The organism is Halosolutus gelatinilyticus (assembly GCF_023028105.1).
Taxonomy (GTDB): Archaea; Halobacteriota; Halobacteria; order Halobacteriales; family Natrialbaceae; genus Halosolutus; species Halosolutus gelatinilyticus.
In genome coordinates, this window is record NZ_CP095492.1 from 439,812 (window position 1) to 455,796 (window position 15,985).

9 protein-coding genes are annotated in these 15,985 nt (G+C 65.5%); 2 read left to right on the forward strand and 7 right to left on the reverse strand.

The features are described 5' to 3' along the window. Position 1 precedes the first annotated feature (1 nt). The 5 genes from MUH00_RS21050 to MUH00_RS21070 form a co-directional block, all read right to left on the reverse strand. Entirely contained in the window at positions 2-1,117 is a 1,116-nt protein-coding gene (locus MUH00_RS21050) for an ABC transporter permease (RefSeq protein WP_247004238.1), read from the reverse strand. Then, positions 1,114-2,106: an ABC transporter permease gene (locus MUH00_RS21055; protein ID WP_247004239.1), complete on the reverse strand. Its 993-nt coding sequence runs from the start codon at positions 2,104-2,106 to the stop codon at positions 1,114-1,116. Before MUH00_RS21055 ends, MUH00_RS21050 begins: the two co-directional genes overlap by 4 nt. 187 nt (positions 2,107-2,293) lie before the next feature. Continuing rightward, positions 2,294-2,488: a hypothetical protein gene (locus MUH00_RS21060; protein ID WP_247004240.1), complete on the reverse strand. Its 195-nt coding sequence runs from the start codon at positions 2,486-2,488 to the stop codon at positions 2,294-2,296. A gap of 69 nt (positions 2,489-2,557) precedes the next feature. Beyond that, positions 2,558-4,384 carry an ABC transporter substrate-binding protein gene (locus MUH00_RS21065; protein ID WP_247004241.1) on the reverse strand — a complete coding sequence of 609 codons (1,827 nt, stop codon included), beginning with the start codon at positions 4,382-4,384 and terminating at the stop codon, positions 2,558-2,560. A 190-nt stretch (positions 4,385-4,574) separates the two neighbouring features. Further along, positions 4,575-6,395, reverse strand: a complete 1,821-nt coding sequence (locus tag MUH00_RS21070) for an ABC transporter substrate-binding protein (protein WP_247004242.1) — start codon at positions 6,393-6,395, stop codon at positions 4,575-4,577. A 151-nt stretch (positions 6,396-6,546) separates the two neighbouring features. Here MUH00_RS21070 and dgoD point away from each other — a divergent pair, with 151 nt between their 5' ends. Continuing rightward, entirely contained in the window at positions 6,547-7,722 is a 1,176-nt protein-coding gene (dgoD, locus tag MUH00_RS21075) for a galactonate dehydratase (RefSeq protein ID WP_247004243.1), read from the forward strand. A gap of 158 nt (positions 7,723-7,880) precedes the next feature. Here the strand turns inward: dgoD and MUH00_RS21080 are convergent, their stop codons facing one another. Both MUH00_RS21080 and MUH00_RS21085 read right to left on the reverse strand, forming a co-directional pair. Then, positions 7,881-12,683, reverse strand: a complete 4,803-nt coding sequence (locus tag MUH00_RS21080) for a DUF1349 domain-containing protein (RefSeq protein ID WP_247004244.1) — start codon at positions 12,681-12,683, stop codon at positions 7,881-7,883. 436 nt (positions 12,684-13,119) lie between these two features. After that, positions 13,120-13,848, reverse strand: a complete 729-nt coding sequence (locus tag MUH00_RS21085; RefSeq protein WP_247004245.1) for a ThuA domain-containing protein — start codon at positions 13,846-13,848, stop codon at positions 13,120-13,122. A gap of 889 nt (positions 13,849-14,737) precedes the next feature. On the opposite strand from MUH00_RS21085, the gene MUH00_RS21090 reads away from it, so the two are divergent. Then, positions 14,738-15,979, forward strand: a complete 1,242-nt coding sequence (locus tag MUH00_RS21090; RefSeq protein WP_247004246.1) for a mandelate racemase/muconate lactonizing enzyme family protein — start codon at positions 14,738-14,740, stop codon at positions 15,977-15,979. The last annotated feature ends 6 nt before the right edge of the window (positions 15,980-15,985 follow it).

Sequence of the window (15,985 nt, forward strand, 5' to 3'; positions counted from 1 at the left end):
GTTAGATACCTCCCATCGTGTCGGTCGTACTTGGTTCGTCGTCGTCGGCGCCCGCGGTGTCGGCGCTCGTCTTCTCGTGTCGCGCCCGAACGCGGGGGTTAAACACGCGATCCAGCGACTGGCCCAGCAGGGTCAGCCCGACCGAGATGAACACGATCGCGAACATGGGAACGAGGAACCAGTGGAGCGCGTCGGGTCGGGCGTGCGCGTTCCCCTCGTAGGCGAGTTGCAGGATGTTCCCCCAGTTGAGGTTCTCGAACGGCAGGATGCCGAGGTAGTACAGGGCGACCGCCTCGAAGATGACCTTCCGGCCGGAGTTCGTGAGGTTGATCACCACGAACGGCATCAGGTGGGGAACGATCTCCTTGAAGACGATCGTGCGCGTCGGAATCCCCATCGCTTGTGACGCTTCGACGAACGACTCCCTGCGGAGCGTGAGCATCTGGGACCGAATCGCCCGAGCGAGTCCGCCCCACGCCGCGATGCTGAGCAACAACCCGACCGCGTACGGGTTGCCGAGGATCACGTCGGAGAACATGAGCCCCAGCACCATCACGAGCGGGAATCCGGGGATGTTGATGAACACGTCGGTGATCGAACTCAGCACGGTGTCGGTCATACCGCCCTTGTAGCCGGCGATGGCGCCGACGGTGGTTCCGATACCGACGGTGAACACGGCGCCCGAGGCGACCATCTTGAGGATCGTGGACGTCGAGTGGACGGTCTGGGCGAACAGGTCGCGCCCGAGCGCGTCCGTTCCGAGCGGGTACTCCAAGGTTTCGAACGGCGCGACCAGCGCCGGTCCTTCGGTTACGCCCGTCGGTTCGACGATCAGCGTGCCGACGGTCCCCATCAGCACGTACAGCACCACGATCGTGAACCCGATTCGGGCCCGCCAGTCGCGCCAGACGATGGCGACCGGTGCGTAGACGTACGCGTCGTACAGTTTCCGGTACCGGTCGCGCCTCGTCTCCTCGTACTCCGAGACGACCTCGAACGGCGTGCTGACGGCGCCGCCGTCGGTTTCTAGCGCTTCGTCTCGATCGTCGCCAACCGCGCTCTCGAGATCCGCATGCGGGTCATCCGCCGCGGGGTCTCGATCGTCGTTTCGAGTCATTGTGCCCTCCGTGCCCGCGGGTCGACGTAGCCGTAGGTCAGATCGGCCAGCAGGAGTGCGGTGACGAGCGCCAGCGTGATGACCATGAAGCCGCCCATCATGAGCGGGTAGTCGCGTTGGTGCGTGGCCGATAACATGTACCAGCCGAGCCCGTGGTACTGGAACACGTGCTCCAAGACGACCGAACCGCCGAACATCTCGCCGATACTGATCAGCAGCGTCGTGTACATCGGCAGAACGGCGTTGCGGGCGACGTACTGGGTGGAGATCGTGATGTCCGACAGGCCTCGAAGGCGGGCGACGCGGAGGTAATCCTCGCCGAGGACCCGGATACTGTTGCCGCGCATTCCCAGAGAGGCGACGCCGGAGGCGACGAGCATGGACAGCACCGGTAACGACGCGTGGGCGACGATGCCGCTGATGTAGGGGAGATTGAACCCGGGGTCGACGCCGGTCGGTTGCCGGCCGCCGCTCGGGAACCAGCCCAGTCGGTACGAGAGGAAGATCAACAGGAGAATCGCGAGCACGTAGAACGGGATCGATCCCATCAAGACGGCGTAGGACGTCAGGCCGACGTCCAGCTTTCCGCCTTCCCAGTAGGCCATCAGCGCGCCGACGGCGATTCCGATAAAGAAGCTGATGAAGACCGCCCAACTCAGAACGAAGAGGGTCCACGGCATCGCCTCCGCGAGAACCTTCGTGACCGGCTTAGCGTAGGTCACCGATTCCCCTAAATCCCCCTGCAGCGTATTCGCGAGGTAGTTGACGTACGCGATGTGAATCGGCTTGTCCGGATCGATCGTCATGCGGAGTTCGACGAGTTCGCGAGCTCTCACCGGATTGATCCCCTGCTGTGCCATTCGGGTGATCATCGCGCCCATGATGTTTCCCGGCATCAGGCGTATTAACGCGAAGGACAGGGTGAGGACGGCCCACACCGTGAACACTGCTTGGCCTAATCGCCTGATACGCCAGTCTATCGTTAGCATACTGAATGACTATTCTTTCAGAATGAGCCGTAATCAAGGTTTCCCATTGACCGCGGACATATACGGAGACGGACACGATCGCGTCGTCGGTGCGAAAACGCCCGACTTCCGGTGCCATAACGGATGCGATCGGCCGAGCAGTCCTGCAGAACGTCGATTCGGCAGGGGTGACGGGAGCCGGCGCGGATCAGAACGGATCCCACCCGGTGTAGAGAATCACGATACTGGCGCCCAGCGAGAGGACGATCGGAACGAGCGTTAGCACTGCCACGACGTACGGGCCGGATCCCGGCTCGAGGTAGAGAAACGAGAAACCCAGCAGTAACAAAAACAGAATACTCACCCCGAGAACGAGCTGCGAAGCGGCTTTGAGGAATCCCATACGAAACGGTTCTCAGAAGCGCTCTTAAATCTTCGTTCGCGGATCCGGAACTCGGCGAGTGGCGCCGCGTCAGTTGCCGGTGTACTCGATCGTCGCCTCGTCCATCTTCGGAATGAGGTACAGCGCGTCCTCGGTGCCGTCGATGATGCCGTCGGACGCGTCGAGGTTCCAGTTGGCGGCGTTGTAGGCGCCGGCGTCCGGCTGGAACATCGCCTCCATCTGCGGGAGCGTCTGGTTCCACCACCACATCAGCTCTCGGTGGTACTCGTCGTCGCCGGTGACCTGCCACTGACGGATGTGCTCCTCGATGTTGATCGTCTTCGTTCCGCCGGAGCCGTCCGGATCGCCGACGGGCATCGGGATCTCCGCTTCGGGCTCGAAGTGGGTGATCGACTGCACCCAGTTCGGAACGAGGTCAAGCGCCCAGAGCGCCCTGATGCCGTTGGCGGACGACCCGTCGGGCATCATGTCGTACTCGCCGGACTGGCGGCGCTCGTCGAACGTCGCGTCGTCGACCTGCTCTTGGTTCGTCGCGATGCCGAAGTCGTTCAGGTTCTTTTTGAGCACGCCGATGTCCTTTCGCTCGGTCCCGTTCATGATGTCGATCTCGAACCGCTCGCCGTCCGGCGTCAGCCACTCGCCGTTATCGTCGCGCTCGAAGCCTTCTCGTTCGAGGAGTTCCGCGGCGCGTTCGGTGTCGTTTTGCCCGTACTTGGTGAAGTCCTGAACCCACTCCGCCGCCTTGTGAGACTCGTTTTCCAATACGTTCCCCGGGACGCGACACGGCGGCCAGTCGAACATGCGGTTGACGCCCTCGAGCAACTGGACGACCTGCTGGCGATCGAAGACGTGACAGATCGCCTTGCGGACGTTCGCGCTCGCGAGGGGCGTGTCGTAGTCGACGTCGTACCCGCAGTTGAAGGTCAGCAGTTTGTTCGTCGAGAAGCTCTGCTTGATGAGCGTGTGCTCGTCGGGGAGTTGCTGTTTGACGTCGTCCTCGACCGGGAACTGCGTGTGCGTGGCGTCGATTTCGTCGTTCGCGTACGGCTGGGTCGGGTTGTTGTTCTCGTAGAGGTGGAGCGAGTACTCGCTGAAGTTGATGTTGTCGGCGTTCGGGTGATCCTCGTACTTCTCGAAGACCATGATGTTGTCCCCGACGTCAGAGACCTGGAACGGTCCGTTTCCGACCGCGTCTTCGAGCCGCGGATATTTCTCCGTCGTGAGCTCTTCCAGGAGGGCGTCCATCTCGCCGTCGTCGGTCTCCTGAAGCCGCCTGTGCCACTCAGTCCACTGGTCGTCGGTGTGCTTGGTGAAGATGCCGCGGCTCTCGTCGCCGACGAGGTCCGCGACGACGTTCTGGACCGCGACCGTCGTCGACAGCGGATCGTAGAGGCTGACCCGCGCGGTCTGTTCGTCGACGGCCTCGGCGGACTCGATGAACTGGTGGGGCCGCTCGCCGTCCTCCGACTGGTAGTCCATGATCGCGAGCGCCATCTGCAACTGCATGACCCAGTCGTCGGCGACGACCTGATCGCCGTCGTGCCAGGTCCACTCGTCGCTGAACGTGAACTCGAGGGTCGTCTCGTCGGGCATCACCCACTCGGTCGCGATCAGCGGATACACCGAGTCCTCCGACGGACTGTACACCACGGGCCGATCGAAGATCAGCGCGCCTGGATGCCACGTCCCGCGTTGCGTCGGGTTCCACGGGTTACAGTGACGCTCCGAGGGGAGCGTGCCGCTCGTCTCCGGGTCGAACACTCGGAATCGATCCGTACTCTCGCTCTCACCACCACCGAGACATCCCGCGACTGCCGCTGCACCGCCTGCGGCGCTGTATTTGAGGACGTCTCGCCGACTAGTTTCGTAACTCCGCCAGTCGTTACCCTTCGGCATACCCTATACTGTCGGGAGGTGATATATATATTTAACTATGAAGTATTTTCACGGGCCGAGCGATCGGATCCGGCGCGTCGCCTGCGTGACGCCGCTCGGAACGGAGCGTTCATCGCCGATCGCCGTCAGCCGGCCGGAATCCGCGTGGACGGCCGACGGCGTGGCCGAGCGAGATGGCGGAACTCCGGTTTCAGCCCTTGTACTCCATCGTCGCGTCCCGCATCTTCGGAACGAGGTACAGCGCGTCCTCGGTGCCGTCGATGACCCCCTCCGGCGCGTCGAGGTTCCAGGTATCGGCGTTGTAGGCGCCGGCGTCCGGCTGGAACATCGCCTCCATCTGCGGGAGCGTCTGGTTCCACCACCACATCAGCTCTCGGTGGTACTCGTCGTCGCCGGTGACCTGCCACTGACGGATGTGCTCCTCGATGTTGATCGTCTTCGTTCCGCCGGAGCCGTCCGGATCGCCGACGGGCATCGGGATCTCCGCTTCGAGCTCGAAGTGGGCGATCGACTGGAGCCAGCGGGGAACGAGGTCGAGTCCCCACATCGCGGTGACGCCGTTGGCGGACGATCTGTCGGGCATCATGTCGTACTCGCCGGCGTGCCGACGTTCGTCGAACGTCGCGTCGTCGACCTGCTCTTGGTTCGTCGCGATGCCGAAGTCGTTCAGGTTCTGTTTGAGTACCCCGAAATCCTTCCGATCCGTTCCGTTCATGATGTCGATCTCGAACCGCTCGCCGCCCGGCGTCAGCCACTCGCCGTTGTCGTCGCGCTCGTACCCTTCCTCTCGAAGGAGTTCCGCGGCGCGCTCGGTGTCGTTTTGCCCGTACTTGGTGAAGTCCTGAACCCACTCCGTCGCCTCGTGGGAGCCGTCTCCCAGGATGCTTCCCGGGACGCGACACGGCGGCCAGTCGAACATGCGGTTGACGCCCTCCAAAAGCTGGACGGCCTGCTGGCGATCGAAGACGTGACAGACCGCCTTGCGGACGTTCGCGCTCGCGAACGGCGTGTCGTAGTCGACGCCGTGCCCGCAGTTGAACGTGAACAGCAGGTTAGTGGACAGGTTCTCCCTGACGAGCGTGTGTCCGTCGGGGAGCTGCTGCTTGGACCCGTCCTTGACCGGGAACTGGATGTGCGCGGCGTCGACCTCGCCGGCGGCGTACGGCTGCGTCGGATCGTCGTTTTCGAACACGCGTACCGAGCACTCGTCGAAGTTGAGGTTGTCGGCGTTCGGATGGTCGTCGTACTTCTCGAAGATCACGAGGTTGTCCCCGACGTCGGCGACCTCGAACGGTCCGTTCCCGACCACTTCGTCGAGCGACGGGTAGTTCGTCGTCGTGAGCTCCTGGACGACAGCGTCTACTTCGTCCCCGTCGCCGTCCCGCAGTCGCTGGTGCCACTCGGCCCACTGGTCGTCGGTGTGCTTGGTGAAGATGCCGCGGCTCTCGTCGCCGACCAGATCGGAGACGGCGGTCCGGACCGCGTACGTGGTCACCAGCGGGTCGTGGAGGCTGACTCGCGCCGTCCGTTCATCGACGGCCTCGGCGGACTCGATGAACTCGTGGGGCCGCTCGTCGTCCGACTGGGACTGATAGTCGAGGATTTCCAGCGCTATCTGCAGCTGCATGACCCAGTCGTCGGCGACGACCTGATCGCCGTCGTGCCAGGTCCACTCGTCGCTGAACGTGAATTCGACGGTCGTCTCGTCGGCCATCTCCCACTCGGTCGCGATCAGCGGGTACGCCTCGTCCTCCACCGGACTGTACACGACGGGGCGATCGTGGACGAGCGCGCCCGGGTGCCACGCCCCGCGCTGCGCGAAGTTCCACGGGTTGCAGTGTCGTTCCGACGGGGGCGCGCCGCTCGTCTCCGCGTCGAACATGCGAAACCGATCGGTGCTGTTGGATCCGCTCGTGCATCCCGCGACCAGCGCGATCCCGCCCGCAGCGCCGTATTTGAGAACGTCTCGTCGAGTCGTGCCGGTCCGTTGGCAGTTGCTACCTTTCGCCATGACACCTACTGATAGGTGGGGATATTTATAATTTTACTCGGGCTGAAACAATGACGTCGGACGATTGACACCGCGGTCGCGATCGTCTCGCGCGGGTAATCGCGTCCGTTCGCCGGAACGTTCAAGACCGGACCGTCCGCATCCCCGATGGATGCACGTTACGGACTACGAGCTCTACGACGTCCCGCCGCGCTGGCAGTTTCTCAAGCTCGAGACGAGCGACGGACGCGCCGGCTGGGGTGAGGTGTACACCAAGTGGCACTTCGCGGGTGGCAGCGAGCCGGCGACGCGCAGCGCGGTCGACCAGCTGCTGCACCAGTACGTGCTCGGAGAGGACCCGCGGCGGATCGAGTACCTCTGGCAGGCGATGTACCGCAGCAGCTTCTACCGCGGCGGCCCGGTTCACATGAGCGCGATCGCCGGCGTCGACGAGGCGCTGTGGGATCTGAAGGGAAAGGCGGCCGGGATGCCGGTCTACGAACTGTTGGGCGGACCCGCTCGAGATCGCGTCCGGCTCTACCGCCACGTCAGGGCCCACGGTGCCGAGGGCGTCACCGATCCGGCGGCGGCCGCCGCCGCGGAAGCGCACGAACACGCCGAGGCGGGGTACACCGCGGTGAAGCTCGTTCCGACGGCCGGGCTCGAACTGATCGACGCGCCGGCGGCCGTCGAGCGCGCACGCAAGATCGTCGGCGCCGTTCGCGACGCTGTCGGTCCCGACGTCGACGTCGCGCTCGATTTCCACGGCCGCACCTCGAAAGCGATGGCCCGCCGCCTGGCGAGGGCGCTCGAACCCTTCGAACCGATGTTCGTCGAGGAACCGGTGACGCCCGAACACGGCCACGCGCTTCCCCGAATCGCCGAGGCGACGTCGATCCCGATCGCCACCGGCGAGCGGCTGTACTCTCGGTGGGAGTTCCGGCCGATCCTCGAAGCGGACGCGGTCGACGTCGTCCAGCCCGACGTCTCGAGCGCGGGCGGGATCACCGAGACGAAGAAGATCGCCGATCTGGCCGAGACCTACGACGCCGCGATCGCACCCCACTGCCCGATCGGGCCGCTGGCGCTGGCGGCGTCGCTCCACGTCGACGCGGCCGCGCCGAACGCGCTGATCCAGGAACAGGTAATCCTCGACGACGACGAGGCGATGCGGTACGTCGAGAACGAGTCGATATTCGAACCGACCGACGGCTACCTCGATCTGCCCGAGGAGCCAGGGCTCGGTATCGAAATCGACGAGGATCGCGTCCGGGAACTCGCGGGGACGGATCTCGGCTTCGATCGATCGCCGGGGCACCGGGCCGACGGAAGCGTCGGCGAACGATAGATCCGGACGGCGGGAGAAGCGCGAGCCGAGTGCTCGCGGGTGGCTCGAACGCGGCGCTTCGGGCGGCGTCTCCGTCGCGTCGCGGTTCGCGGTCGGTACACCGATTCGAACGTCCAGCGCCGGTTGGCACCGCTGACGGTCTCCGTCGTCGTCGCCGATCAGGGCGGGCTGGCGTCTTCCTCCTCGACGGCCAGCGCCCACTGCTCGAGCCAGTCGCGCAGACCGGCGTCCGGCACGTTCAACGTGTGCGCGTTCTCCGGCAGGCTGGGGTAACCGCCGACCTCCTCGTGGTCGGCGATCCAGTAGTCGTACTCGGAGTCGAGGCGGTCGTTACCCGCGCGGTCGCGGATCTCCTGGATGATCCGGGAGTCGTTCCCGGTCCGATCGGCGGGTCGCGCGCCCGCGTAGTTGAGGTTGTGGCTCTCGACGTCGCCCGACGACATCGCCGAGAGACCGCTCGGCCAAAGCGGACGCGAACTCGTCGTGCTCTGTTCGACGAACGAGACGTCCGAGTCCGTGGGCGGGTCCGCCGTGATGTTGTCCTCGCTGTACACCGTCCCGCTACCCTCGACGATGGACTCGCCGGTCGCGAGAAGGCCGGTGTACTTGTTGCCGACCCACGTCGTCTCGGCGGAGCTGTCGACGTTCGACGCCTCGTCGAAGAAGTAACAGAAGTTGTTGGCGACGACCGATCTGGTGTCGCTTTTGAGCCGCGGGATGCGGTTGCGCGCTTTCGCCCACACGGTCCCGAGCAGCGCGACGTGGTCGGCGCCGTCGCCGACGAGCGTGCAGTAATTGTGGTCGGAGCCGTCGCCGTAGGGGTCGTACAGCCCCTCGTAGATGAGGCAGTTCGCGAACGTGGTTCGGTCGGTGTCGTAGCCGACGGACATGCACTCGTCGACGCCCCACGAGGCCGTACAGTGATCGAAGATGTTGTTCGTCGTCTCGTCCTGGGTGTTGAACGAGTCGTTACCCTGGATGTCCCCGTTGGGACCGGGGCCGACGCGCGAGCGGATGTGCTGGACGACGCAGTCGTTCGCGTCGATCTGGAACAGCCCCTCGGTCAGCGTGATGCCGGGCGAGGGCGCGGTCTGGCCGGCGATCCAGCACTTGTCGTTCGTAATCTGCAGCGGACTTCCGCCGAGGCTGATCGTCCCGCTGGTCTCGAAGACGACCAGCCGGGGACCGCTCGCGGTGAGCGCGTCCTCGAGTTCGCTCCGGGTGGCGTTCTGGATCCGGTAGACGTCGACGCTGTCGTCGAACCAGTCGGGCGAGGCGAACCCGTCGCCGAGGTCGAAGTACGCGCCGCCAGAGAAGTCCGTGTCCGTCGACGTGCTGAACGTGCTCGTCGATCCCGTCGCGGCGTCGCCGTCGTTCGCGTTCGCGACGGCGCGATACTCGTAGCTGGTCCCGCTCGAGAGGCCGGAGACGTCGGCGCTGAACGACCCGGTCGACGAGAGCGCCTGCGTTCCCGTCGTCGTCCAGGCGTCGTCGGTCGTGGTTCGCCACTCGAAGGAGACGTCGACGCCGTCGGCGCCGCCCAGGCCGTCGAGCGACCCGTTGAGCGTGGCCGACGAAGTGCCGATCTCCGACGCCGAATCGGTGGTCACCGACGGGTCGGCGTCGCCACCGCCGCCACCGCCGCCGGACGAACCGTCGCCGGTCTCGACGGCCACCGCGTGCTGGTCGATCCAGTCGCGCAGGCCGGAGTCGGGTACGTCGAGCGTGCGGGTGGTGCCGCCGTGGTCGGGGTAGCCGCCGGCTTCCGCGGCGCTGTCCGGGATGTCGGAGTAGCCGGCGTTGTCGTCGTTCGGATCGACGTCGAGGCTGCCCCAGCGGTCGGTGATCTGCTGGACGATCTTCTCCTCCTGGTAGATTCGATCGGCCGGTCGTGCGCCCGCGAAGGTCTTGTTGTGGCTCTCGACGTCCCCGGCGGGCAGGGCTTCGAGTCCGCTCGGCCACAGCGGCGGCGAACTCAGTTCGGTGCCGACGTCGGAAAAGGGCCGCCCGTCGAGGGGCGGATCGGCGACGTAGTTGTCCTCCATGTGGACGCTGCCGTCGCCGAAGACGATCGGGTCGCGGAAGCTGAAGCGGTGGATGTAGGCGTTGCCGACGACGGACGCTTCGGCGCTCTCGTCGATCCAGATGGCCTTGTCGTGGTAGTAGTTGAGGCCGTTGACCACGACGGTCCGCGTGTCGGATTTGAGCCGCGGGTTCCGGTCGTTGTTCTTGGCGTAGATCGTCCCGAGGATGGCAACGTTGTCGGCGCCGTCGCCGACGAGGGTCCCGTTGGAGTTCTCCTCGGGGTCCTCGAGCCCCTCCGCGATCATGCAGTTCGAGAGGGTGGTGTTGGTCGAGTCGTAGCCGATCGAGAGGTTCTCGTCGCGACCCCAGAACGCCGTACAGTGGTCGAAGATGACGTTCTGCGTGCCGTCGGCGCTGTTCATCGGGTCGGTACCCTCGCCGCCGCTCTCGTCGCCGCGGAAGACGCGGACGTGCTGGACGACGCAGTCGTCGGCGTCGACCTGGAAGAATCCGTTGGTGAACGTGATGCCCGGCGAGGGGGCGGTTTGACCGGCGACCCAGCAGTTGGGCTCGGTGACCTCGAGCGTCTGGTTCTGCAGGTCGAGGACGCCGCTCTCCTCGAAGACGACCAGGCGCGGTCCCGTCGTTTCGAGGGCGGCCTGGATCTCGCCGTAGTTCGCGCCGACTTTGATGACCTGGATGCTGTCGTCGAACCAGGAGGCGTCGGCGAACCCGTCCTCGAGGTCGAAGTGCGAGCCGCCGCTGACGCCCTCGGTCGTCGAGAACGTCGCGACGTCACCCGCGGCCGTGTCGCCGTCTTCGGCTTCGAGCGCCGCGCGGAACTCGTAGCTCGTGTCGCTGGCGAGTCCGAATTCGGTCTGTTCGAACGACCCCGTCTCGTCGAGGTTCTGGGGCGTCGTCTCGGTCCACGAGGAGGCACTGCTTTCGCGGTACTCGAAGTACACGTCCGCGTGGAACGCGCCCCCGAGGTCGTCGAGCGATCCCGAGAGGGTCGCCGCCGACGAGGAGATGTCGGACGCCGAGCCCGTCGAGACGATCGGCTGAGTGTCCGGCGGCCGCGTCGTGAACGTCTCGACGAAGCCGACGTCGGTGTCGCCGTCGCTCGCGTCGGCGACCGCCCGGTACTCGTACTCCGTGTCGTTCGAGAGCCCGGAGACGTCGATGCTGAACGCCGTCGCCGAGGAGACCGTCTGGGATCCGGTGGCGGTCCACGAACCGGCGCCGGTCTCGCGGTACTCGAAGGAGACGTCGGCCGACGCGGCGTTCCCGAGCGAGTCGAGCGATGCCGACAGCGTCGCGCTCGCATCCTGGACGTTCGATGCCGAGCCGGTCGACACGAGCGGAAGCGTGTCGTCGCCGCCGGCTCCGCCGGAGACGCTTCCGGAGACGTCCGGGTTGCCCAGATCCTGGTTGTTCGTCAGGGTGACGCCCGCCAGGTCGGTGAACTCGCTCGCACACAGCGTTCCGGGGTTCGCGCTCGTGACGGCGAGTCCGAGGTAGCCCTCGGTCGAGAAGGTCGACGCATTCAACTCGGCGATCAGCGTCCAGTCGCTGCCGTCGGTCGAGAGGTACGCCCGGATCGTGTCTCCGGTGCGGACGAGTCGCTGCCAGTCGGCGGCCATCTGCCCGCCGTTCCGGATGACGTCGCCGCCGTCCGAGGTCGTACTCTCCGCGGTCCCGCCGGTGCTCTCGCGCCAGGAGAACGACGAGTCGTTCCCCGGCGTCTTCCGCACCATGGCGTTCTTCGAATCGGCGGCGAGGAACTCGCGGAACATCAGGCCCGCCTTGGCCCAGCTGTCCGTGTCCTCGACGCTCGTGACCTCGACGACCGCGTCGAAGTCGCCCCTGACGTCGGTGAAGTAGTAGTGGCCCTCGTCGGCCTGGTTCCAGATGTCGGCGCCGGCACCGTTGACGGTGATCGGGCCGCCGCCGCCCGAGTCCCCGTTCGTGGTGAACGTGTCGATGGAACCGACGTTGGCGTCGCCGTCGCTGGCGGTAACGATCGCGCGATACTCGTACTCCGTCTCGCTGGATAGGTCGGAGACGTCCGCGCTGAACGACCCGGTCGACGATCGGGCCTGGGTCCCCGTCGTACTCCACGAACTCGCCCCGGACTGGCGGTACTCGAAGGCGACGTCCGCCGAGGCAGCATCGCCGAGATCCTGGAGCGATCCGGTGAGGGTCACCGAGGACGTGCCGAGATTCGAGACGGAGCCCGTGGCGACGATCGGTGCGGGATCAGCCGTCCCGCCGTCGTCGGTGACGCTGCCGGCGACGTCGACGTCGCCGACGTCCTGGTTGTTCGTCGGTGTGAGCCCCGATAGCTCGGAGAACTCCGCCGTACAGAGCGTGCCGGTGTTGTGACTCGTCACCGCGAGCCCGACGTAGGCGCTGTCGGCGAAGTCGATCTCGCCCGGCGAGATGTCGGCGATGAGCGTCCAGCTACTGCCGTCGGTCGAGCCGTAGGCTTCGATGGTGTCGCCCGACCGGACCAGCCGCTGGTACGCGGCCTGTACCGTCCCACCGGAAACCTCGCTCTCGCCGCTGCCGCCGTCGGACGTCGTACTCACCGCCTGGTCGCCGCTGTTCGATCGCCACTGGAACGAGGTGTCGTGACCCGGCATCTTCCGGACCATCGCGTGTTCCTCGTCGTCCGCCAGCGTCTGGCGGACCATCAGGCCGGCTTTCGCGTACTCACTCGTGTCTTCGAGGGAGTCTACCCGTACCGTCACGTCGAAGTCGCCGGTGACTTCCTCGTAGTAGTAGTGGAACTCGTCGTAATCGTTCCAGATGTCCGCTCCTGCCCCTTCGACAGTGATTGTCTCTGCTGCCGCGGCGGTTCCGCCGGACGCGACCGCGGCGCCGATACCTCCTGCTCCGATGGCGCGTAAAAACGCGCGTCTATTGTGTGCCACTTTTTGACACCGTTCAGAATGTAAGGAGCAATTACTATAAGTTTATTCTAGTATATCACGATATGTATCAGCGGAAATGGGGAGTAAATCGAACTCTGTATCGGTAGACCGAATCGAACCGGTCACGAGTTCGCCAGCCCCGGGAACCGACGTCTCGTCGTCGATCGAGGCGCCCGCCCAGATCCAGCGTCGTACCGCTGTGGGCTGGCGTGATCCGGTATTCGGCGCCGTTTTCGACGCCGGTGACCTCGGCCGCCGATCCAGATGCGCCACCGAGTGCGCCGAGGAAAATCCCCGTCGAGCCGATCGCCCCCGTCAAGCAGATTCGACGCGAATTCATCTAGCGATCGAACCGAATGGGACGACGGTGAGGGATACCGGATTCGGGCGTGGCGGTGCTCCCCGTCTTCCTCGGCGGCGCGCGACGGCAGCCAACTCAGTGATCGTCTTCGAGCGGTTCGATGGGTTCGACTTCCTCGTAGACCGCCTGCGCGCCCTCGGTCGGGGCCGCCCAGTCGACGGCGTTGTTCAGCACCCGTCGGACCTCGTCCTGATAGAAGATCGGGTACTCCTCGTGACCCGGGCGGAACGCGAAGATGCGCCCCCGACCGCGGCGGTAGCAGATGCCCGAGCGGAACACTTCCCCGCCCTCGAACCACGAGACGAAGACGGTTCGATCGGGTTCCGGCACGTCGTAGGGCTCGCCGTACATCTCCGTCGAGGGGACGTCGAACGACTCGTCGAGGCCGTCCGCGATCGGGTGGCCGGGGTCGGCGACCCAGATGCGTTCGGTTTCGCCGCCGTGGCGGTATTTGATGTTACAGGTGGTCCCCATCAGCCGCTTGAACGGCTTCGAGTTCTTCCCCGAGTGAACCGGAACGAACCCCATCCCCTCGTGAACCCGATCAACGACGCGATCGGCGACGGCGTCCGAAACCTCGTCGTTCGCGCAGTGGGACCACCACACGAGGACGTCGGTGTTCGCGAGGACGTCCTCGGTCAGACCGTGGTCCGGCTCCCGGAGCGTGGCCGTCCGGACGATTCGTCCGTCACCGTCGAGGGCGTCAGCGATCGCGCCGTGAATGCCGTCCGGATAACGTTCGGCGACCGACTCCTCCTCCCGTTCGTGGACGTTCTCGTTCCAAACCGTAACCTGAACGCTCATACGCGGGGCTCGTCGGGAACGGTGATAAATCCCGTGATCGCGGACACGTCAGGGTGTCACGATTCGGCCCCAGGATCGATCCCCTTCCCGTCGCTCGGACGAGAACCCGCCTGCGACTGGCAGCACGGCTCTTCGGACGGGTACAATAGCGCCTAGACAGCCGAATCCACTGGGTAGTCGACGCTGCGGTCGGTCGGCGATGAGCCGTTCTCGCGGCCGCGATCGAGGCCCGATCGCGAGATTCTCGTTCCCCTATAGGGAACATTACAACCGTACTATTGTAACGATGAGTTACACGAGTACTACTGTAAATCGTACGGGTGGAACCGCCGCTGCAGATTCGAACCACAGAGGGACAGATGACCCACTCGCCGGATTTCGGGCGCATCGGGACAGATGGTCCCGATATCGGCGCATTCGCGGTGGGAAAATCCCGAATGCCGACGGGACGTGCGAACCGAGCGACAGTTCGGACGCGTTGGCGAGACGGACGAGGAAACCGGCCCGCGGGGCGGTGAACGCCATCGTTAGATCGAACTACCAGGCGTGAGCGACGGCCGTTCTCCCGCAAAATCGTTCCCAAGTCGCGAACGATTCGGCCGGCATCGAAAGAGTCGGTGCGGTGACCGTCGCGAGGGCATCAACCCGACAGTACCCGGCTAATCGGCAGTTCACTCGTCGATTGCCGCCCGATCGCGGCGCGTTCTGTTCCCGTCACGGGAACGATCGACTACCACACCGATCGCAGAGCCGCCTCCGCGCCGTCGGATGGGCAGCAAGGGAGCCCAGGAAAAATCCCGCTACGATCGGCGCTCCGCGCGAAATTCGTCGAGTGCGCGCCGGGGAAGTACTCGGATGATTTATAGGTCAGGCCGCGAATGGACGAGGTATGGATATCGCCACCGTGAGAGGGCACGCGCTGTCCTCCCCGATCGATCCGGTCCAGGACCGACCGTTCCACGGCGGAGCGCGGCGGCTTCGCAAGCGAGACGTCGTACTCGTCGTCGTCGAAACCCGCGACGGCCGCCGGGGATTCTCGACCGCGGGCGCCAGCAGTTCCGCGATGCGCGAGTACTTCGAGGGCGACTCGCAGGGAACGTTCGCCGACGTCGTCGAGGAGTCCGTCGCCGACGCGCTCGAGGGCGAGTCGATCGCCGAGATCCGCGACGCCCATGACCTGCTCGCCGCGACGGACCTCCCCGCGCACCTCCGAACGGAGGCGGTCTCGGCGATCGACGTGGCGCTGTACGACCTCCGGGGGAAGGAACTGGGCGCGCCCATCTACGAACTGCTGGCCGACGAGTACGGAACCGAACCGGAGACCGACATGCCGCTGTACGCCAGCGCGGGGATGTACATGGAACCGGAGGGGTACGTCGAGCAGGCCGAAGCGCTCGAGGAACTGGGCTTTTTCGGGTACAAGTACCGGCCCGGAATCGGCCCCGACGAGGACCGGCGGACGATCGACCTGCTCGCCGACGCGGTCGACGACATCGAGCTCATGCTCGACGTCCACACGTGGTGGAAGCTCCGCGACTCGTACGGGCGCGACACCGTCCGCGAACTGGTCGAACACGCCGCCGAGCGGGGCGCCTACTGGGTCGAAGAACCGGTCGAACCCGACGATCACGCGGGGTACGTCGAACTGGCCGAATCCGGCGCACCGCTGGCCGGCGGTGAAAGCGAGGAGTCGCCCGAAGGATTGGTTCGTCTCGGCCGGACCGGTGCGGTCGACTTCCTCCAGGGCGACGTTCGCCACCACGAGGGGTACACCGGCTGTCGGGACGCGATCGAGTGCTGCGCCGACGGCGACGTCGAGTTCGTTCCGCACAATTTCGGCACCTGGCTCGGGCTCCAGGCCAACGCGCACCTCGTCGCCGCGGCCCCGGGCGTCGGGCTCCTGGAATACCCGGTCTTCGAGAACGATCCGGCGCTCGCCGAAACGGAGATCGACCCCGGAATGTACCCGTTCGACCTCGCGTTCGACATCGTCGACGGACAGCCGACCGTCGAGAACGGCCGCCTGCTCCTCTCGGACGCGCCCGGCCTCGGCATCGACGTCGATCTCGACGTCCTCGACGAGTATCCGTTCGTCGACGGTCCGTGGACGGAATTCCGCTACGACGAGTAGCCGGAC